General features: G+C 38.8%; 13 protein-coding genes and 1 pseudogene. 3 read left to right on the top strand and 11 right to left on the bottom strand.

From position 1 onward, the window contains the following. Nucleotides 1–4: 4 nt before the first annotated feature. The 5 genes from BM179_RS18870 to BM179_RS18850 all read right to left on the bottom strand — a co-directional run bounded on the left by BM179_RS18870 (nt 5) and on the right by BM179_RS18850 (nt 5,877). On the bottom strand, nt 5–865 hold the full coding sequence (locus tag BM179_RS18870) for a phytanoyl-CoA dioxygenase family protein (protein WP_092018728.1): 861 nt from the start codon (nt 863–865) through the stop codon (nt 5–7). Between the two features lie 340 nt (nt 866–1,205). After that, nucleotides 1,206–4,034: a carbamoyl-phosphate synthase large subunit gene (carB, locus tag BM179_RS18865; protein WP_092018727.1), complete on the bottom strand. Its 2,829-nt coding sequence runs from the start codon at nt 4,032–4,034 to the stop codon at nt 1,206–1,208. A 400-nt stretch (nt 4,035–4,434) separates the two neighbouring features. Next, a complete protein-coding gene (locus tag BM179_RS18860; protein ID WP_092018726.1) occupies nt 4,435–5,088 on the bottom strand; it encodes an NAD(P)-dependent oxidoreductase in 654 nt (217 codons plus the stop codon). A 103-nt stretch (nt 5,089–5,191) separates the two neighbouring features. After that, complete coding sequence (locus BM179_RS18855; RefSeq protein ID WP_092018725.1) at nt 5,192–5,605, bottom strand: Rrf2 family transcriptional regulator; 414 nt, start codon at nt 5,603–5,605, stop codon at nt 5,192–5,194. A 74-nt stretch (nt 5,606–5,679) separates the two neighbouring features. Further along, on the bottom strand, nt 5,680–5,877 hold the full coding sequence (locus tag BM179_RS18850; RefSeq protein WP_092018724.1) for a SymE family type I addiction module toxin: 198 nt from the start codon (nt 5,875–5,877) through the stop codon (nt 5,680–5,682). Nucleotides 5,878–5,983: 106 nt separating this feature from the next. On the opposite strand from BM179_RS18850, the gene BM179_RS25745 reads away from it, so the two are divergent. Continuing rightward, a complete protein-coding gene (locus tag BM179_RS25745) occupies nt 5,984–6,178 on the top strand; it encodes a helix-turn-helix transcriptional regulator (protein WP_092018723.1) in 195 nt (64 codons plus the stop codon). A 118-nt stretch (nt 6,179–6,296) separates the two neighbouring features. Here the strand turns inward: BM179_RS25745 and BM179_RS18840 are convergent, their stop codons facing one another. The 4 genes and pseudogenes from BM179_RS18840 to BM179_RS18825 form a co-directional block, all read right to left on the bottom strand. Continuing rightward, nucleotides 6,297–6,605, bottom strand: a complete 309-nt coding sequence (locus BM179_RS18840; RefSeq protein ID WP_092018722.1) for a hypothetical protein — start codon at nt 6,603–6,605, stop codon at nt 6,297–6,299. Continuing rightward, nucleotides 6,587–7,045 (bottom strand): HEPN domain-containing protein, encoded by a 459-nt coding sequence (locus BM179_RS18835; protein WP_092018721.1) that lies wholly within the window; start codon nt 7,043–7,045, stop codon nt 6,587–6,589. The genes BM179_RS18840 and BM179_RS18835 overlap by 19 nt, the downstream gene beginning before the upstream one ends. 197 nt (nt 7,046–7,242) lie before the next feature. Next, nucleotides 7,243–7,950 (bottom strand): annotated as a pseudogene (locus BM179_RS18830) (M28 family peptidase); the annotation flags it as partial. Between the two features lie 425 nt (nt 7,951–8,375). After that, nucleotides 8,376–9,968 (bottom strand): M28 family peptidase, encoded by a 1,593-nt coding sequence (locus BM179_RS18825; RefSeq protein ID WP_092018719.1) that lies wholly within the window; start codon nt 9,966–9,968, stop codon nt 8,376–8,378. Nucleotides 9,969–10,435: 467 nt separating this feature from the next. Between BM179_RS18825 and gcvP the strand changes: the two genes are divergently transcribed. Further along, nucleotides 10,436–13,333 carry an aminomethyl-transferring glycine dehydrogenase gene (gene gcvP / locus BM179_RS18820; RefSeq protein ID WP_092018718.1) on the top strand — a complete coding sequence of 966 codons (2,898 nt, stop codon included), beginning with the start codon at nt 10,436–10,438 and terminating at the stop codon, nt 13,331–13,333. Nucleotides 13,334–13,402: 69 nt separating this feature from the next. Here gcvP and BM179_RS18815 read toward each other — a convergent pair whose 3' ends face one another. After that, nucleotides 13,403–15,166: a T9SS type B sorting domain-containing protein gene (locus BM179_RS18815; protein WP_177219451.1), complete on the bottom strand. Its 1,764-nt coding sequence runs from the start codon at nt 15,164–15,166 to the stop codon at nt 13,403–13,405. A 644-nt stretch (nt 15,167–15,810) separates the two neighbouring features. Between BM179_RS18815 and BM179_RS18810 the strand changes: the two genes are divergently transcribed. Then, complete coding sequence (locus tag BM179_RS18810; RefSeq protein WP_092018716.1) at nt 15,811–16,560, top strand: LytR/AlgR family response regulator transcription factor; 750 nt, start codon at nt 15,811–15,813, stop codon at nt 16,558–16,560. Nucleotides 16,561–16,736: 176 nt separating this feature from the next. Here BM179_RS18810 and BM179_RS25400 read toward each other — a convergent pair. Then, on the bottom strand, nt 16,737–20,110 hold a 3,374-nt coding region (locus BM179_RS25400), incomplete at its 5' end, for an immunoglobulin domain-containing protein (protein WP_510186702.1).

Genomic DNA, 20,110 nt, shown 5'->3' with positions numbered 1-20,110 from the left:
ACCCTTAATTCGTTTCAACTTCCTCTTCCCAGCCTGTTTCCTTCAGAGCTGGATCATCTTCTTTTTTCAGTAAATCTGTATTTTCACTCAAGCCAACCAAATCTTTTGCGTCCAGAATTGCGGAATCTGAGACTACTTCTACGGGAGTCAGGTATGAAAAGGTCTTTTCATTATAAGCAGGGTTACTTTGAGCATTATAACAGGAAATCAATGACCAACGGGCGTAGTCAGATAAATTGGGAGCTGAGCGATGTAATAAATTGGCATGAAAAAACAGAGCATCTCCTGCATTTAATTCCACATAGACCAAATCCATTGTTTTCAAGGCATTTTCCACAAAAATCATATCCGCACCTACCTGTTCTCCTGAAAAACCGTGATTTACCCGGCCTAATTTATGAGAACCTTTTATGACCTGTAAACATCCGTTTTCCTGATTGGCAATGGTTAATGCCAGCATAACCGAAAGCATCTGATCGGGAAACATAAACTGGTTTTTATACCAGTAGCCATAATCCTGATGCCATTCCCAGGCTCCTCCTACTTTCGGTTCTTTTTGCATTAATTTTGAATGAAAATGACAAACAGGCGAGTCTGAATCCAGTAACTGAGCTGCCCCTCCGATCATTCGCTCAGAACGTGTTGCCAGTCCATAAACATCATCTCCGGGTGTAAACCATAAAGAAAGTTTGGTTTTGAAACCTGATTTGTCATTAAGATCAAGGGCATTCTTTCGCATTTGCTCATCATCAATCGCAACTTCATAGAGTTTCCCGATTTCCTGTGCTGAGAAAAAATTCCTGACAATAACATATCCATCGCGATGATATGCCTTCACCTGCTCGTCTGAAAGAACTTGTTTCATAGTATTTTGTTGTTTGAGATAATGACAACAAATGTAGAATATTCTTTTTTTCAGCTCCACACTTATTTAAGCAAAATATGATACTTTTATATCAATAAAAACCTGTAAAATAAAAATATATCGCAAAATTTCATCAAATTCATTTGCCTCAACCCATGCTCTCTAGCACACAGAGCATTAAATAGGGTATAAAGCGGGCTGTGTGTCACAGCCCGCGGTGAAAGCGACGCAAAACCAACGGTCAAAGAAGTAAATCGCACAAAAAAAGCCAATCATAACTGATTGGCTTTTTTTGTAATCTTAGGGAAAAAAACTACTTCCATACAAGTCTGAAAGGTATTTATCTTGACAAATACAGGTTTCTTTCACCATATACTTTTCGGAAAAATTCATCCTTCAGGCTGTCAATAAAGTAAATTGCTTCACCGGTTGACTTCATTTCAGGACCTAATTCCATATTTACATTCGGGAATTTGTTGAAAGAGAATACCGGGATTTTAATAGCCCAGCCATTTTTCTTTGGCTGGAAGTTAAAATCTTTCACTTTTTTGTCTCCCAACATTACCTTGGTAGCATAATTCACATAAGGTTCCTGGTATGCCTTACAGATAAACGGAACCGTTCTTGAGGCACGAGGGTTGGCTTCGATGATATAAACCACTTCGTCCTTTACGGCAAACTGAATGTTTATTAGCCCTTTGGTACGTAATGCAATGGCAATCTTTTTTGTATGGTCTTCAATTTGTCTGATGACATTTTCCGACAAATCAAAAGTAGGAAGTACTGAGTGAGAATCTCCTGAGTGAATACCTGCCGGTTCAATGTGCTCCATAATACCGATGATATACACATCTTCTCCGTCACAGATAGCATCCGCTTCAGCTTCGATTGCATTTTCAAGGAAATGATCCAGAAGAATCTTATTTCCGGGAATATCTCTCAAAATATCAACCACATGTTGTTCTAATTCTTCTTCGTTGATTACGATTTTCATAGATTGTCCTCCCAATACATAAGAAGGACGAACCAACAGAGGATAGCCTAGCTGACGACCTAATTCTACCGCATTATCAGCGTCTTCACAAACCCCGAATTTAGGATAAGGAATTTCATTTTCTTTCAGCAATGTAGAGAAAGCACCTCTGTCTTCTGCCAGATCAAGTGCCTCGAAAGAAGTTCCGATAATCTTAATTCCGTATTTTGACAGCTTTTCAGCCAATTTCAATGCAGTCTGACCACCAAGCTGTACGATTACCCCTTCAGGCTTCTCATGCTGGATGATATCATAAACATGTTCCCAGAAAACAGGTTCGAAGTATAGTTTATCAGCAATATCAAAATCTGTTGAAACTGTCTCAGGGTTTGAGTTAATCATAATCGCCTCATAACCCGCTTCTTTAGCAGCCAGAATTCCGTGTACACAGGAATAGTCAAACTCAATACCTTGTCCGATTCGGTTTGGCCCTGAACCCAGGACAATTACTTTTTTCTTGCCTGTTGCTACCGACTCATTATCCAAGGTAGAAGATCCCTGTGAGAATGTTGAGTAGAAATATGGCGTTTTCGCTTCAAATTCAGCGGCACAGGTATCTACACATTTATAAACACGTTTAATACCAAGGCTATTTCTTTTATCGTAAACTTCAGACTCAAGACATTTCAGGGTATAAGCAATCTGGCGATCTGCAAATCCTTTATGCTTTGCTTCTTCCAGTAATTCTTTGGGAATTGAAGCCAGGCTGTATTTCTCCATCTCGTTTTCAACACGCACCAAATCTTCTACCTGGTAAAGGAACCATTTGTCGATTTTCGTAGCATGCTGAATGGTTTTGAAAGAAATACCCATTTTAAATGCGTCATAGATATGGAATAAACGATTCCATGACGGATTGGCAAGCGACTTCATAATGGCATCCTGATCCTTCAATCCTTTTCCATCAGCTCCCATTCCATTGCGCTTGATTTCAAGTGACTGACAGGCTTTTTGAAGTGCTTCCTGGAAGTTTCTCCCGATTCCCATGGCTTCTCCTACAGATTTCATCTGTAAGCCTAAAGACTTGTCAGAACCTTTGAATTTATCAAAGTTCCAACGTGGTATTTTCACGATTACATAATCCAATGCCGGTTCAAAATATGCCGATGTTGATCCTGTAATCGCATTTGTCAATTCGTCTAAGTTATAACCGATTGCCATTTTCGCTGCGATTTTGGCAATTGGGTAACCTGTTGCTTTTGAAGCAAGTGCAGAAGAACGTGATACACGCGGGTTAATTTCAATAGCGATGATCTCGTCATTCTCAGGATTTAATGAGAACTGAACATTACATCCACCTGCAAACTGACCAATTCCGTTCATCATTTTAATCGCCATGTCACGCATTTTCTGATAAATTGTATCAGGCAAAGTCATGGCCGGAGCAACTGTGATCGAGTCTCCTGTATGGATTCCCATCGGATCAAAGTTCTCAATCGAACAAATGATGATTACGTTACCAAGGTTGTCACGAAGTAATTCCAACTCATATTCTTTCCAACCCATGATCGACTGCTCTACCAATACTTCATGAATCGGTGAAGCATGCAAACCAGCAGTAAGTGCTTTGTCGAAATCTTCAGGTTTGTTAACAAAACCTCCTCCGGTTCCTCCCAATGTAAATGAAGGGCGGATTACGAGCGGGAATCCTGTTTCCTGAGCAATTTCTTTTCCTTCCAAAAATGAACGGGCTGTACGACCTTTACATACACCAACGCCCAATTCAATCATTTTTAATCTGAATTTCTCACGATCTTCGGTAGTTTCAATCGCTTTGATATCTACTCCGATGATTTTTACATCATATTTCTCCCAAATTCCTGCAGCATCACAATCGATTGCTAAATTTAATGCTGTCTGACCTCCCATGGTTGGTAAAACAGCATCAATTTTATGTTTCTCAAGAATTTCAATGATTGATTTCTTTTCAAGCGGCCTTAAATAAACATGATCAGCATTGAGAGGATCAGTCATAATCGTGGCCGGGTTTGAGTTAATCAAAATAACTTCAACACCTTCTTCACGAAGCGAACGAGCTGCCTGCGAACCGGAATAATCGAACTCGCAAGCCTGACCGATGATAATTGGACCTGAACCGATAATTAGAACGGACTTGATGGATGGGTTTTTTGGCACGGCTGTACTTTTTAGTTTTTTTTGTTATAAACTTTATAAGTTTTAAACTGATCTTTTAAGCGTTAAATGAAGTTTTACACAAATTTTGTGGACTTAAATCTCTAAAGTTTATCTGGTATGTTAGCCATAAAATCTTGGGGTAAGTCCAAAAATTGCACAAAGTTAGCAGATTGTGTTGAAATTGGAAGGAACAATTTTAGATTATTAAAAAGATACAGGAATATCTTCGGATATTAACAATGGGTTTTTCAAACTGAAAAAGATATATTTAATCGTTATTTCTCATTTTTTATACCAAACCCTTTTTAAAAACTATAAAATCAAGGCGCTATGGCATAAAAAAACCGTTTGTATTTCAACGAAGGTTAAAATACAAACGGTTCTTGTTCCGGACAAAAAATTAATACGCTGCAGTAAAACGCTTTCCGGCAAATTGTCTGTTTTCAGCTTCATCTATTACCGCAATTGCCAGATCTTCTACTGAAAGTACGCATCTTCCATTTTCATCAAATACCGGATTGTCTAATCCTGTACGATATTTTCCGGTTCTTCCGGTAGTTATTCCCTGGTGCATTTCGATAGCAGGACTAAAGAATGTCCAGTCTATTGCAGTTTCAGTTTTCAGGATATTCAGATAATCACGAGCCGCAGAAGCCCCCGGCTTATATTCTGCCGGAAATTCCGGTGTATCAATTAATTGCAGGCCTGGTGCTATTTCCAGACTTCCAGCACCGCCAATTACCAATAGCCTTTTTGCGCCCGATTGTTTTACCGCTTCCTGAATAGCTTTTGATCCGGCAATAAAGTCATCGTAAATATTAGGATTAGTCCAGCCAGGGTTGTAGGCACTTATTACGATATCATGGCCCGACAATATCTCTGCCAGTTCAGCTACGTTTGTTACATCTGCTTTCTTTGTGGTAAGATTAGCATCAGTTTTTGAGATTTTCTCAGGATTTCTCGCAATAGCAGTCACCTGATGTTTACGATCCAATGACTCGTTCAGAAGTGCTGTACCAACAAATCCGGAAGCTCCGATAATTGCAATTTTCATGTTCTTTATAATTTGATTGTTAATGTATATACTAAATGATTGTTCTTTTCAAAAACTTATCGACATACTGTAGTATTTTTTATTACAGTTATGTATAAAAAAATTACATCTCAAATTTTCCACAAAACTCTTCCAGCGTGATCGTATCAAGGTCTCTTAAAATAGCCTGATCTGCTTTCTGATATAAATCTTCAAGATGGTCGTTAATTTGTCTGCCAACCGGGCATTTCGGATTGGGTCTGTTTTTTGTCTGCCCTAAAACAGAGGCTTGTCTGACAGCTTCATATACATCAGACATACGGATATCCTTAGCAGGTTTGTTAAGATAACTTCCTCCGTTTTTCCCTTCTTTGCTGGCAACCAATCCATATTTCCGGAGATTCATAATTTCCTTGCGAATCAAAACCGGGTTTATGTTAACGCTTCCTGCGATGAATTCAGATGACAAAACCTCTCCTTTCGCACTTGCTAATAGTGTTAGAATGTGAGTGGATATGGCAAACCTTCCGTTATTCATACTGTAATATTTTTAATTACAGTACAAAGGTAAACAAGAAATTTAAGATAGCAAACTTCTTAGTCATTAAAATTTCATTTGTCCTTATTTTGCTCATTATCAATAGTAATAGTCAATTTATTTGTCTCTCCCTCTATTCTGATTATTTGTCCTTGCTTGAAACCGAGTTCATTCAGCCATTTTCCTTCAAGTCTGATTTCAGGAATGGTTATTTCACCAAATGCTCGTGTCTGGTATTTTGTACGAATTTTGAGGTTTCTGTATCTGGGCATTTGTCATATAGCTTTTATTTTTTGACTTATCCGTTCCGCAATTCAAATTTCAGTTAATTTATTGACAAGCTTGTCATATTAAAAGTTGACACACTGAAATTTTAGAATTATAATTGCCCAAATAGGTCGGAAAATAATCGGAGATTGGAGTCAATCTGACCTTGCGAGAGCGTGCCATAAAGATCGCCAGGCGATTGAAAAGTTGGAGAATGGGAAGGTCAACCCAACGCTTTACACATTGCATGAAATTGCGACAGCATTGGAGGTTTCTTTGTCTAAATTGGTAGATTTGGGTAAATAAACAAAAGTCTCTTCTACTTCGTTTAAAACCTTAGAGAAGTGCTTATTATATAAAGCCATGACCCTGTAACATTATCATCAATAGCTTTTAATTATTTTTCCTGTAATTAAATATCTGATTAAGATTTTGTCATAGTCACCGCTTCTGACCGGCAATGGAACTCGTCTTTACTATTAAGTACCTGAATGGAAAAGACTTTTTTTCTGGTTTCTTCGTCAGTTGTTTCCCAAAGCGTATCCACTAAAAAGTCAATTGCTTCTGAACAATACATTCCGTCAATCCAATATGCTTTAACTTGAATGATATAAGATGTTGAATGATCGCCCGGGAAGGCCTCTTTTATACAAATGTCAATTAAAGACCTGTCTTTTTCAGCACATTTGTCTTTAAAAGGTTGTAGTAATTGTATTAGTTCTGCTCTATCCATGTTATTATTCCACTAGCGTCTAAAAGTAAAATCATTAGTTTTTTGACATCTTGATCAAGCATATGTCCGCAGGGCTTATAACGCGCATTTTCATCCCAAGCATTAAAAAGCAACGAATTAGCCTTTGCTAAATCTTTATTAGTTGCCTTATCATTATCAAATTTCACTTTCAAACCACTAAAAATCAATAGAATAAAAAGATTATGGGTCTTTAAGGTTTTTCTGATTTCACCAATTCCTTTTATTGAATTCGCATTTGAATCTGTCTCATCGAATAAATTTGGAATCCCTAATCTTTCACAAATTTTTGCTTTTAATGCCAGTTCAACGCTATAACCTGCTAAATAAAAAGCTCCGTCACACATACCATTCATGTAAAGAATTTTGGCTTCCTGCAAACGTTGTTTTGCTATTTTTTTTATTTCTGTTGGATTTTTCATGGTGTAGATTTGATACTAATCTTTAAATATAAGCTACTCACATATATTTTCAAAATCACTTTATTTTGTGGCAAAACCAAGATTGAGCATATTTTCCCCTGCAATATGGCTATTGAAAAGCTCAAACAAGCTTAAGGCTATTCTTTTCTACAGCTATTTTTCAGAAAAAATACTTAAATCAATAATAAAATTTAATCTTAAGGTTTATTAGAATCTACCAAAGGACGGTTTTCACGGTTAGCTATTTCCCAGGCTGTATAAAAGACCAATCTTGCTCTTTTCTGAAGAAGGTTAAAATCGATTTTTTCCACATCATCAGTGCTTTGATGATAATCTTCATGGACTCCATCAAAATAGAAGATAATGGGAATACCTTTTCTGGCAAAATTGTAATGGTCTGAACGATAATAGAATTGATTCGGCTCGTTTTCCACATTATAGCTGTAGTCAAGGTTAAGATGTGTATAAGTCTGATTGGCTGTCTCACTGATACTGTGTAACTGAGAGGAAAGTTTATCTGAGCCAATGAGATAAACATAATCAGTAGCTTTTTTATGATGCGGGTCAAATCGCCCGATCATGTCGATGTTCAGATCACAAACCGTATTTACCAGTGGAAAAACAGGCTGTTCTGTATAATATTCAGATCCTAAAAGCCCCTGTTCTTCTCCGGAAACCGTCAGAAACAAAATACTTCTTCTTGGTCCTTTTCCTTCTTCTTTAGCTTTGGAAAATGCTTTGGCAATGGCCATCACAGCCACCGTTCCCGAACCATCGTCATCAGCTCCATTAAAAACTATACCTTGTTTGGTCTGACCAATGTGGTCATAATGAGAAGAGATTATAAGAATTTCATCTTTTTTATCGGTGCCTTCGATAAAGCCTAAAACATTATGAGAAGTAATTATATTTTTAGGATTCCTGATTTTAGTAATGTCGTAAAGAACCTGATAATTAAGTCCATAAGGACTTCTGCAATAAAACTGCTGTAAATAACTATTTCCCGAATCCGTTTTAACGACTGGCAAAAGCTTATTTTCTTTGAAATAACCGGCGATATAATGAGCGGCGATTCTCTGCCCTTCCGATCCGGTAAGTCTTCCTTTAAGGCTGTCGGAGGCAATAAATTCGAGATTTTTCCTTAAATCTTCTACTGAAATGGTATTGGCAAATTCTTGTGGAGAATACTGTGCTTTAAGAATGGAAGCAGTGAAGAAAATTAAAAAAAAGGAAAGGAAAATTCTCATTTAAAATATGGTAAATGGCAATGGCGGTTTAACAATAAAAATAAAAGGAACAGAAAAACTATTCTGTTCCTTTCACAAAAGTATTAAGGTTTATTTGAATCTACAACCAGACGTTTGTCTCGGTTAGCAATGTCCCAGGCCATATAAAACACCAGACGGCCAACTTTTTCTGCTTTGTCAAATTGTATCTTTTCCACATCATCAGTCGGAGCATGGTAATCATCATGTACACCGTTAAAGAAAAATGCCACCGGAATTTTATTTTTGGCAAAATTATAATGGTCTGAACGATAGTAAAAACGGTTCGGATCATTCGGGTCATTGAAACGGTAATCAAGTTCAAGGTTTACCGTTTTCTTATTTTGTTCTTCCTGAATTGCATGTAATTCAGAAGAAAGTTTATCCGAGCCGATTACATAAATATAATCCGGTTTGCCCTCATGGTCTTTATCAACACGGCCAACCATATCAATATTCAAATCACACACCGTTTTATCCAATGGCAAAATCGGGTGATTTACATAGTATTCTGATCCTAGCAAACCTTTTTCTTCTCCGGTAACAGTCATAAACAATATGCTTCTGCGAGGCAATTTGCCAGCTTTTGCGGCCAAACCGAACGCTTCAGCTATTTCCATGACAGTCACTGTACCAGATCCGTCATCATTGGCGCCGTTGTTAATTTGTCCGTCAGCACTAACCCCGATGTGGTCGTAGTGAGCAGTTACCACAATTACTTCATCTTTTTTATCGGTTCCTTCCAGATAGCCAAGCACATTAGATGTTTCAACCGGAACTTCTGTACGTTCAATTTTCAAAGCAATTGAAGGGTTTGGCAAACCAAAATCTGCCGCTTTTTTCCCCGACAAAAACGCATCTTTCGTTTCCTGTACATCATTAGTCGTTGCATCATATATTTCCGCAGCCATTGCCGAAGAAATAGTCAGCACCGGAAAATCAGCAGCAGAAGGTTCTGCCTGATCCCGGAAAATCATACGGGCACTTCCGAAACGCTGCATCATCACCTGACGTTGCTTCACCATTTTCAGAAATTCTTCATCTGTATTTTTTGTGACCATCAACATGCCTTTTGCTCCTTTGGCCTGTGCAATCTTCAGTTTCTCTCTCCATGAATCGGCTTTACCGAATTTAGAGGCTTCAGCTGTTCCGGATACAGGGAAATTACCATCCTGACCTTTTGGCTCGCCTTCAAAAATGATGACATACTTATCTTTTACATTCAGATTTACATAATCATTCCATTTATCGGTTTCGATACCATAACCTGCAAAAACAAGATCTACATTTTTCTCATTTTGAATCGGCGCCAATGAATTAGCCATAAAATCTTTAAGGTATTCATATTTTTTTCCACCGTTTTTAAGATAAACGTCTGTCCATGTACGTTTTACAAGATCAACAGGCTGAAAGTATGAATTATCTTTCCCGATAGGTTTCAAACCACATTTCTTAAAATGATCTGCGATATACTGAGCGGCAACTTTCTGTTCAGGAGAACCGGTGTCTCTGCCTTTCAGGCTATCAGAGGCAATAAAAGTCAAATGTTTTTTTAAGTCTTCTGCCTGAATAGTTTTGGCAAATTTATCAGGGACTTTCTGGGCATTTACCTGAACGAAGGTGCTTAGCGCCAATGCTGAAAATAGGATTTTTCTCATTAATTCTTTTTGGTAAATAAAGGCTTGTTGAAGATTATTCTAAGGGTATTACCAGCATAATTCCCTTTCATTAATAAGCGAAATTAATTAATATCTTCAGATTTTCAGGAGACCGATGCGCTGAAATGATTTTTTTTCAGAACGATTCAATGAATTTCAGCGTTAAAATAAGTGTACATTTTCAATAAAAACACACACAACTATCTGATTATCAACAAACAAACCAACAAGACAGGTTTCGCTTTTTATATTTTGCCAAGAAAAAATTTAAGATAACCAGACTGCTTGTCTGAAATCTGATTTTCAGTCTGTGATTTTTCGGAAAGCTTTCATTAGTAAAACAGCTATTTGATAATAATTTGGTTAAAACCTATTAATTTTGAAGTCTCATTGCAAACTAAAGATTAGTCGCCGGAAACATCTTCCGGTAATTTTGTAGCACTTTTCAACAAAACATAACAAATTCAATGAAAATAGACCTCCGTTATCAGGAAAAGTTTGAAACCCGTCACAACAATTCAAATGAGGCTGACATAAAAGAGATGCTTGATTTGATTGGTGCAGATTCAATCGAAACCCTGATTGCACAAACTGTTCCTTCTGCGATTCGTTTACCACAGGAATTACGTTTACCTGCTCCAAAGTCAGAATACCAGTTTTTGAAAGATTTCAAGAAACTGGCGCAGCAGAATGTTATTCACAAATCGCATATCGGAATGGGCTATTATGATACCATTGTTCCTCCGGTAATATTAAGAAACGTTCTTGAAAACCCAGCCTGGTACACTGCTTATACTCCATATCAGGCAGAAATTGCTCAGGGTCGTCTTGAAATGTTACTGAATTATCAGACAATGGTAATCGAATTAACAGGCATGGAGATTGCAAATGCGTCCTTGCTTGATGAGGGAACTGCTGCTGCTGAGGCGATGACAATGCTTTATAACTTAAGAAAAGCCAGTAAGAAAAACGCTGAGACTTTCTTTGTATCTGAGTTCTGTCATCCGCAAACTATTGATATTCTGATCACCAGAGCAACGCCGCTTGGCATAAATATTTTAGTAGGTGATCACCGCAAAATTGATTTGACCAATGAAGATATTTTTGGAGCAATCCTTCAATATCCGGCTTCTGAAGGTGAAGTTTTTGACTATACTGAATTAATTGCTGCTGCGCATGAATTAAACGTCAACGTGGTAGTAGCAGCTGATTTAATGGCATTATCACTCTTAACTCCTCCGGGAGAAATGGGTGCTGATGTTGTAATCGGGTGCTCTCAGCGTTTTGGTGTTCCAATGGGTTTCGGGGGACCTCATGCTGCTTTCTTTGCTACAAAAGACGAGTTTAAACGTCATATTCCGGGTAGAATTATTGGTGTTTCAGTTGATTCTGAAGGTAATCGTGCTTTGAGAATGGCCTTGCAAACCAGAGAACAACATATCCGTCGTGAAAAAGCTACTTCCAATATTTGTACAGCACAGGTTCTTTTATCTGTAATGGCTGCTGCTTATGGCGTGTACCACGGACCTGAAGGAATCAAAGCTATTGCAAAACGTATTTATGGTTTAACACAACTTACTGCCAAAGCACTTGAATCACTTGGTTTTACAGTTGAAAATAGTCAGTATTTTGATACTTTAAAAGTAAATACCGGAAATCACACCGAAGCAATTCGTGCTGAAGCAATTGCTTCAAAAATCAATTTCAGATATTTCAAAGATTCAGCGTTGCATCTTGGTATTTCTCTGGATGAGACTTGCTTCTTTGAAGATGTGGTAAATATCGTTTCTGTTTTTGAGAAAATTTCAGGAAAATCAGCAGATCTGGCCAAAATAGAAACTACTATTGACTGGGCTATTTCTGAAAACCTTACCCGTAAATCTGATTTCATGACACATCAGGTTTTCAATAACTATCATTCAGAGCATGAAATGTTACGTTATCTGAAATCCCTTGAAAATAAAGATTTATCTATGGTTCATTCGATGATTTCATTGGGTTCCTGTACAATGAAACTGAATGCAACTACGGAAATGATTCCCGTTACCTGGTCTGAGTTTGGAAGCATTCACCCTTTCGCTCCTGCCGGACAGACACTTGGTTATAAAGAACTGGTTACGAATCTGAATGACTGGCTTTGTGAAATTACCGGTTTTGCTAAAATGTCTTTGCAGCCTAATTCCGGTGCTCAGGGAGAATATGCCGGTCTGATGGTAATCAGAGCTTATCATGAAAGCAGAGGTGATTCACATAGAAATATTGCTTTAATTCCATCTTCTGCACACGGTACCAATCCGGCTTCCGCAGTAATGGCCGGAATGAAAGTAGTTGTGACAAAATGTGATGACAATGGCAATATTGACGTAGCTGACCTTAAAGCAAAAGCAGAACAATATTCTGAAAATCTTGCCTGTTTAATGGTTACATATCCATCAACACATGGTGTATTTGAAGAATCTATTAAAGAAATCTGTGCGCTGATTCATGAGCATGGCGGGCAGGTTTATATGGATGGTGCCAACATGAATGCTCAGGTGGGTCTTACTTCTCCTGCTACAATCGGTGCTGATGTCTGTCACCTGAACCTTCACAAAACGTTCTGTATTCCTCACGGTGGTGGTGGCCCTGGAATGGGTCCTATCGGTGTGGCGCCGCAATTGGTTCCATTCCTTCCCGGACATGCAGTGGTTGAAGGCGTAGGTGGAGAATTTGCTATCAATGCTGTCTCAGCAGCTCCTTACGGATCAGCAAGTATTCTTACTATTTCTTATGCTTACATCGCTATGATGGGAGGAGAAGGACTTCGTAAGGCAACCCAGACTGCTATTCTGAATGCAAACTATATCAAGGCTCGTCTTGAAAATGATTATCCTGTATTATACACAGGTTCTCAGGGACGTTGTGCGCATGAAATGATTCTCGACTGCCGTCCATTCAAACTTTCGGCCGGAGTCGAAGCTGAAGATATTGCAAAACGTTTAATGGATTATGGATTCCATGCTCCTACCCTTTCTTTTCCGGTAGCTGGTACTTTGATGGTTGAACCAACTGAATCTGAATCTAAAGCAGAACTGGATCGTTTCTGTGATGCGATGCTGGCCATCCGTCAGGAAATTCGTGAAATCGAAGAAGGAAATGCAGACAAAGCCAGCAATGTTTTAAAACATGCTCCTCATACACAGGCAGTTGTTTTGACTGAAAACTGGAACAGACCTTACAGCAGAGAAAAAGCAGTATTTCCACTGGCTTATGTAAAAGCCAATAAATTCTGGCCGGCTGTGTCAAGAGTAGATTCAGCTTACGGAGATCGTAATCTGATATGTGCCTGTATTCCGGTAGAAGAATATGCGCACCAGGAAGCATAAGAATCTGCTTTGTAAATAAACCAGAAAAGGCCGGAAAAATCAATTTCCGGCCTTTTCATTGGGTTATCTTTATCTCATAATCGTCACGACTCCTTTGAAATGGAAAGAAACATCTTCAGGATTCGGCAAAATATGATAAATATATTCTCCGGTTGGCAGCTCAGCTCCACTGCTGCTTCTCCCGTCAAAAGGAGTATAAAATCCTTTTGAATAAAAAACAACTGTCCCCCATCGATTATAAACCCAGATCTCAGCATTGGGGTAGGAATTTATCCCAAACAACGTCCAGCTTTTATTAATTGCCAGATCCGAGCTTGTATTAAAGGCTGTAGGAATGTCCAGTTTTTTATAAACAAAAACCTTGATTTTCTTTTTGTTCTCACATCCCTGACTGCTTTTAACAGTTAACTCATAGTCTATCGTAGAAAACGGACTTGCTACCGGATTAGCTATTGATGGATTACTCAAAGCTATTGTCGGATTCCAGGAGAAACTGGCTGCATTTGCGTTTATTCCGGCATTCAGTACTACACTTCCACCTTCCGGCATATTTACCTGATCCGGTAAGAGTATCGAAGGGGGATTCTCTACTACAGCCCAGCGTCTTGCTGTTCCATTCTGGCAAGCCAATGAACTGTTTACTGTATAGGTAATCATATGAATACCTATACCTGCCTTTTTAGGATCAAATGTATTCCCGACAACTCCGGCACCACTCAACTGACCACCGGCCGGACTTGCGTTTAATGTAACAACCGGGTTATTTGTGTCGCATACCCCGGCAATGCTATCCAGTGTTACATTAACTTTATTGACAAAACTAAGGTTATAAGGTGCTGATGTATTGATGCAGTTTAGTATATCAGTAACTTTCAACACATAATTTCCATCCGTATTTGTGGAAACCTGGTTATTATTTGATAAAAAATTGCCGTTTTTAGACCATTCATAATGCTGATAACCAGTTGGAGCATTCAGCGTAACATTTTGCCCGACACAAAGTATATTTCCCGGAATACTGGGCGTTATGGTTGCTTTCGGGTCAGAAACATTAATATTTGTATAGTCCTTTATAACAGGACACTGACCGGAACCTCCGACCTGATATGTTATAGTATGTGTCCCCACTCCTGCAACCTTAGGGTCAAATTTACCATTGCTTACTCCTGATCCTGAAAACATACCGCCAGCGGGAGTCCCGCTTAAAGTAATTGCTGCCGTATTAATATCACAAATAGTAGGAACAGGTGTTATCGTAATGCTAACCTGGGGGTAATACTTTACTTCAAATTCCGGCGAATAAGTAAAGCAATTATTGGCATCCCGGGTTCTTACCTGGTATTTTCCTTCATCTTTCACAGAAAGACTGCCTGGTGAAGAATTGGGAATAGTAGCATTATTCCGAAGCCAAGTATATGCAATTCCAGGATCTGTATTAGCCTGAAGTACAACCACTTCACCTTTGCAAAGCTGTTTAAAATATCCGGCCGGGGAATCAATACTTGCCGGGGGTTGGCTAAGCTGGTTGACTGTATAGATCGGAGTATTCAATATAACCCCTGCCAAGGTCTTTATTGTTACTGAATAGTTTCCGGCATCATTGACAGTATTCGAAGGATCATGATCGTCCAGCCTTGCAATAGCACTCCCGTTTCTGAAATAACTGTATGTAGCACCGACGTAAGTCGGAGAAACTGTAAGCGTGACCGTTCCGTTAGGACAGACTCCTTTGTCATTATCGGCTTTAATGGTTTGGGAATAACCTTTGACATGAACCAGGGCCGGGATAATCAGCCAAAGTAAACGATATAAAAGTTTATTCCATTTCATCATTATTCCGGATATTTTCAAAGCAGGGTTGTAAAAACAATCTGATAACATTCTGACTGGGAAACAGAAATGCATTTATTTTCAACAAAAATACTATTTAATAAACATATTTCTATCCAGGCATGATTGACACATGCTCTCAAAACTATTATGCGGTCAGAATTCAAACTTTTGTATTAAAAATTAACTGAACGAGAATCTTCCAGTCATTATTTCCTTAACGATTTTCATCCATCAAACTATATTCTTAAAACAGCATCTTCTCATGGAAATCCGACAGATTTTCACCTGTAATCAACTCAAAATAATGAGGAGAATTAAAATCATTATTTTTTATTCCATTTAAATTTATTTTTATTTGTGAAAAGATTTAGCAATTTCAGTTACTGAAATACCCAAAAACTTCCAAATAAGCCAAAATCAGCTTATTCATTAACACGCCCCTTAATCCGGTAGCACTGCAATAGCTCGTATTTCTACCTGTAATTATCCATTTTATTGCTGTTTTTCTGTTTAAACTAATCTGAAAAAGAATTAGCTCTTAAATCTTTTGCGCTAATTACTATTCAGGTTATGAAAACATTCTTTGTATAATCAATTTATACCCCATTTGTTAATACCTAACTTCTACCAAATGTATTATTATTATGAAAATCAGAAAATGTATTATTATTACCGATTATGAAACGAAACTGAATTCTTCTATTCAGGATTATATCAAAAAAATTCCGTTTCTGGAGATTATCAAAATCTGTTCAGATTATATAGAAGCTATGCAGATTCTCGGGGAAGAAAAAATCAGCCTTATTTTTCTTGAAATTAACAACGCTGATAATCCGGGTTTCATCTTACTGAAGACATTTCCAAATCTGCCTCCAGCCATTGCAATTGCACATTCAGAGGAGTTTGCTGTTCAATGCTATGAATTGGGAAATGTATGTGATTATCTTGTTAAACCCTTCTTATTTGAAAGATTCTTACTTGCAGTAAACAGATCTCTGACTCTTCGGATTGCCGGGTCGGCAGGTATTCAGGAAGAGGATTTCATTTTTCTTAAAGCCGGCAGAAAAACTCAGAAATTTATTCCATCCTCTATTGATTTTGTAGAAGCATATGGCATTTATTCAAAAATATGGTCCAATGGACAAATGTCCTTAGTTAATCAATCGATTCTGTACTTATCAGAAGCCCTGAATAATGATATTCATATCAGAGTTCATAAATCTTATATCGTAAATATCTCCAGAATCACTAGTTTTAATCATCAGTTTATTTGGCTGGGTCAGACTAAAATCCCGATAGGTGTGTCTTTCAGAACCAGAATCAAAGGTATTTTACCACATTTTAATAAATCCGACATGAGGCTTGAGGATGATATTGAGAATCTGATTCCCTAAAATGATCTGTTCTGACCTTAATTAATGAGAAAACCCCGGATCAGTGATCCGGGGTTTTGCATATATTGGGTTTAGGTTAGCTTCGCTCGCATGCTCTTTCCAACCCACTCCACTTTTGTAATTTTATCTTGGCAAAAAGTCAGAAGAAGTTTTGGATAAACTCTCTGCTTATTGGTCTATTTTGTCAAACTCTTAGTTTTTCTGATTGCAATCGGTAAACATTTCGGTTCACCACATTCACAAACTATCATCTGAATTAAGACAGTCTTGTCTTCGTAGCAATCATTGCCTGTAAATACCCTGATTGTGAATTTCTTGGTTTCATTCACAATATCTTTTTTCACAATTCCATCTATTGGAATAGCTGTGGCTGTTGCGAAAGTTGCTGTTCCGGTATAGGTATCTCCTTCTACGATATCATACTTATTGTTAGCATCAAATCCTGACAGGATGATTTTACCATTATTCAGAGGATTACCATTATTACAATAAGAATTAAGCGTATTTACTGAATATTTCGGTTTAGGATTTACCGTTAACAGAGCAGTTGCCACTGCTGTACAATTTCCTGAAAGTACTGTTACCGTATAAGTTCCGGCATCTCCGAGCATTACATTGTTTAATACCGGTGAAGCACTTGTTGAAGTAAACCCTTGTGGCCCCATCCAGCTGTAAGAGTCTCCACCAGAAGCCTGCAACGTTGCAGCTGAACCTTCGCAGGCGATTGTGCCTGTTGCTATCGGAGTAAGTTTATTCTCAGTAATTGTAATTGTTGCAGTAGCCTGACAATCTTTATCACTCATTACTGCTACCGAATAGGTTCCTGCTTCATTAGGCGTAATACTTTGTGTAGAAGCTGTGAAATTATCAGGTCCTGTCCAGGCGTATGATTTTACAACTACTCCTGAAACATCTGCTGTCAGTAATGTTGAATTTCCTGTACAGAAAGTTTTATTTCCCGTGATATTCACAACAGGTTTAGGATTCACTGTCAGGGTAGCCGTTGCTACTGCTGAACAATTTCCTTTGCCATAAACAGTTACTGTGTAAGTTCCGGCATTTGAAACCTGTACGTTATTTAACACAGGACTGGAACTGGTTGAGGTAAAGCCATTTGGACCTGACCAGCTGTAAGTATCTCCACCTGTTGCCTGAAGAGTAGCAGTAGCTCCTTCGCAAACCGTACCGCCTGTAGCAGTTGCTTCTATTGTATTTTGTGTAACATTCACAGAAGCAATAGTTTCACAACCTTTATCGCTGGTAACTTTCACAGCATATGACCCGGCCTGAGTGGCAGTAATTATCTGGGTGCTTGCAGTAAATCCATTCGGACCTGTCCAGACGTAAGACTGAGGTGTTGCATCAAGCACATTGGCTGTCAATTGAGTAGAGGTTCCGCCACAGAATGCTGTTCCACCTACAATTGTCACCAATGGTTTCTTATCCACAGTTACTGTATATTTTCCATAAGAAATACAGCCGTTTATATCTTTTATAGTCACTATGTATTCACCTTCTGCGGTCACTTCAATGCTTGATGTTTCTGCTCCATTATTCCATTTGTAGGTAACTCCGCCACTTGCTGTAAGTGTTGCTTTACCTCCTGCACAGAATGATGTTGAAGTAGTAACTGTAATCGCCGGATTTACTGTTACAGAAGCTGTTGCCTGAGCCGTACAGCCAGCCTTGGTTGTTACGGTTACAGTATAAGTACCTGTCATATCCGGCTTGGCGTTCGGAATACTTGGAGAAGCCTCACTTGATGTAAATCCTCCAGCTCCGGTCCAGACGTAAGATTGAATACCACTTTCACTACTTGCAGAACTCGTCAATTTTATAGTTCCACCTTCACAAACAGTAGCACCATCTGCTGTCAGGCTTAGATTTTCTCCTTTTACCTGAACACTACCCGTTGCTGAACAACTGTTGTTAATTACTGTTACATAATAAGTACCTACATTATTAACTGTAACTGAAGCCGTTGTTTGCGTAAATCCGTTAGGACCTGTCCAGGCATACGTTCCACCTCCGCTGGCAGTAAGTGTTACAGTATTTTTGTCACAAAGAATAGTATTACCATTTATCGTTACTGTTGGATTATCTTTAATAGTTACAGTAAATGTTTTCTTATACTTACATCCCTGCGGATCACGAACGTCAACCATATAATCTCCCTGCTTATTTGCCGTAACACTGGAAGTCGTAGCGGTAAAGCCATCAGGGCCTGTCCATGAATAAGTAGTTCCTGCTGCATTGAAATTAGTGGTCAATTGCTGACTACCACCTTTGCAAATCTCAACGGCAGCCAGATCCGGTGATGGAATCGTTACCGTTACTGAAACCGTAGCTGTAGCTGCGCATTTTTTTGCATTCGTCACAACTACTGTATATACTCCAGCATTTACTGTTGAGGCATTTGCTATTTCAGGAGAAGCCTGTGTTGATGAATATCCATTTGGTCCTGTCCATACAAAACCAGTTGCATTAGTCGCAGCAATTAACTTAATGGTTCCTCCATCACAAACTGAAACCGGGCTAACAGAGATAGTAGGTATTGGATTAACTATAATGCTAGTTGTTGCCGTTGCGTTACAACTGTATTGATTTTTCACAATCACGGTATATGTTCCTTCATTTGCCTCAATCGCATTGCTGATTGTTGGATTCTGCAATGTTGAAGTAAATGATCCCGGTCCTGACCAGCTATACTGATCCGATGGATTGCCTGTAGCTGTTAGCTGAATACTTCCGCCTTCGCAAACTTCACCTCCAGTTGTTATTGGAGTTTGTGGTAGTGGATTTACCGTTACAGTAGCTTTGGCTGAAGATTCACTTGTACAACCACTTACGATACATGTCACTGTATAATCTGCTGTCACTGTTGGGTTTACAGTAATCGAACTCGTTGTTCCGCCATTTGACCAGGCATAGGTTCCTCCTGTACAGCCATAAGCGGTAAGTGTTGCAGAGCTTCCGATACAAATAGATTTACTACCAGCTATTGTTGGTACCGGAGGGATTGAGTTAACAGTTACCGTTGCTTTAGTCGAACTTGCACTCGTACAACCACTTACTGTACAAGTCACTGTATAATCTGTCGTTACGGTCGGACTAACGGTAATCGAACTCGTTGTACCGCCATTCGACCAGGCATAAGTTCCTCCGGTGCAACCACTTGCTGTTAAAGTTGCTGAACCGCCTGAACAAATCGCTGTTCCTCCTGTCACTGTTGGTACTGGTGGTATTGGGTTTACTGTTACAGTCGCTTTCGCTGAACTTGCACTCGTACAACCACTTACTGTACAAGTTACTGTATAATCTGTTGTTACGGTCGGACTAACGGTAATCGAACTTGTTGTGCCGCCATTTGACCAGGTATAAGTTCCCGTACAACCACTCGCTGTTAGAGTAGCTGACTCACCTGAGCAAATTGTCTTACCCCCTGTTACTGTCGGTATCGGTGGTATTGGATTCACTGTAATTGTTCCGCTTCCTGAACTTGCACTTGTACAACCACTGATCTTACAGGTTACTGTATAAGTCGTTGTTG

Source organism: Pseudarcicella hirudinis (assembly GCF_900115665.1).
GTDB classification, from domain to species: Bacteria; Bacteroidota; Bacteroidia; order Cytophagales; family Spirosomataceae; genus Pseudarcicella; species Pseudarcicella hirudinis.
The sequence above is the reverse complement of the archived record's forward strand: the minus strand, read 5'-3'. Positions and strand labels throughout refer to the sequence as shown.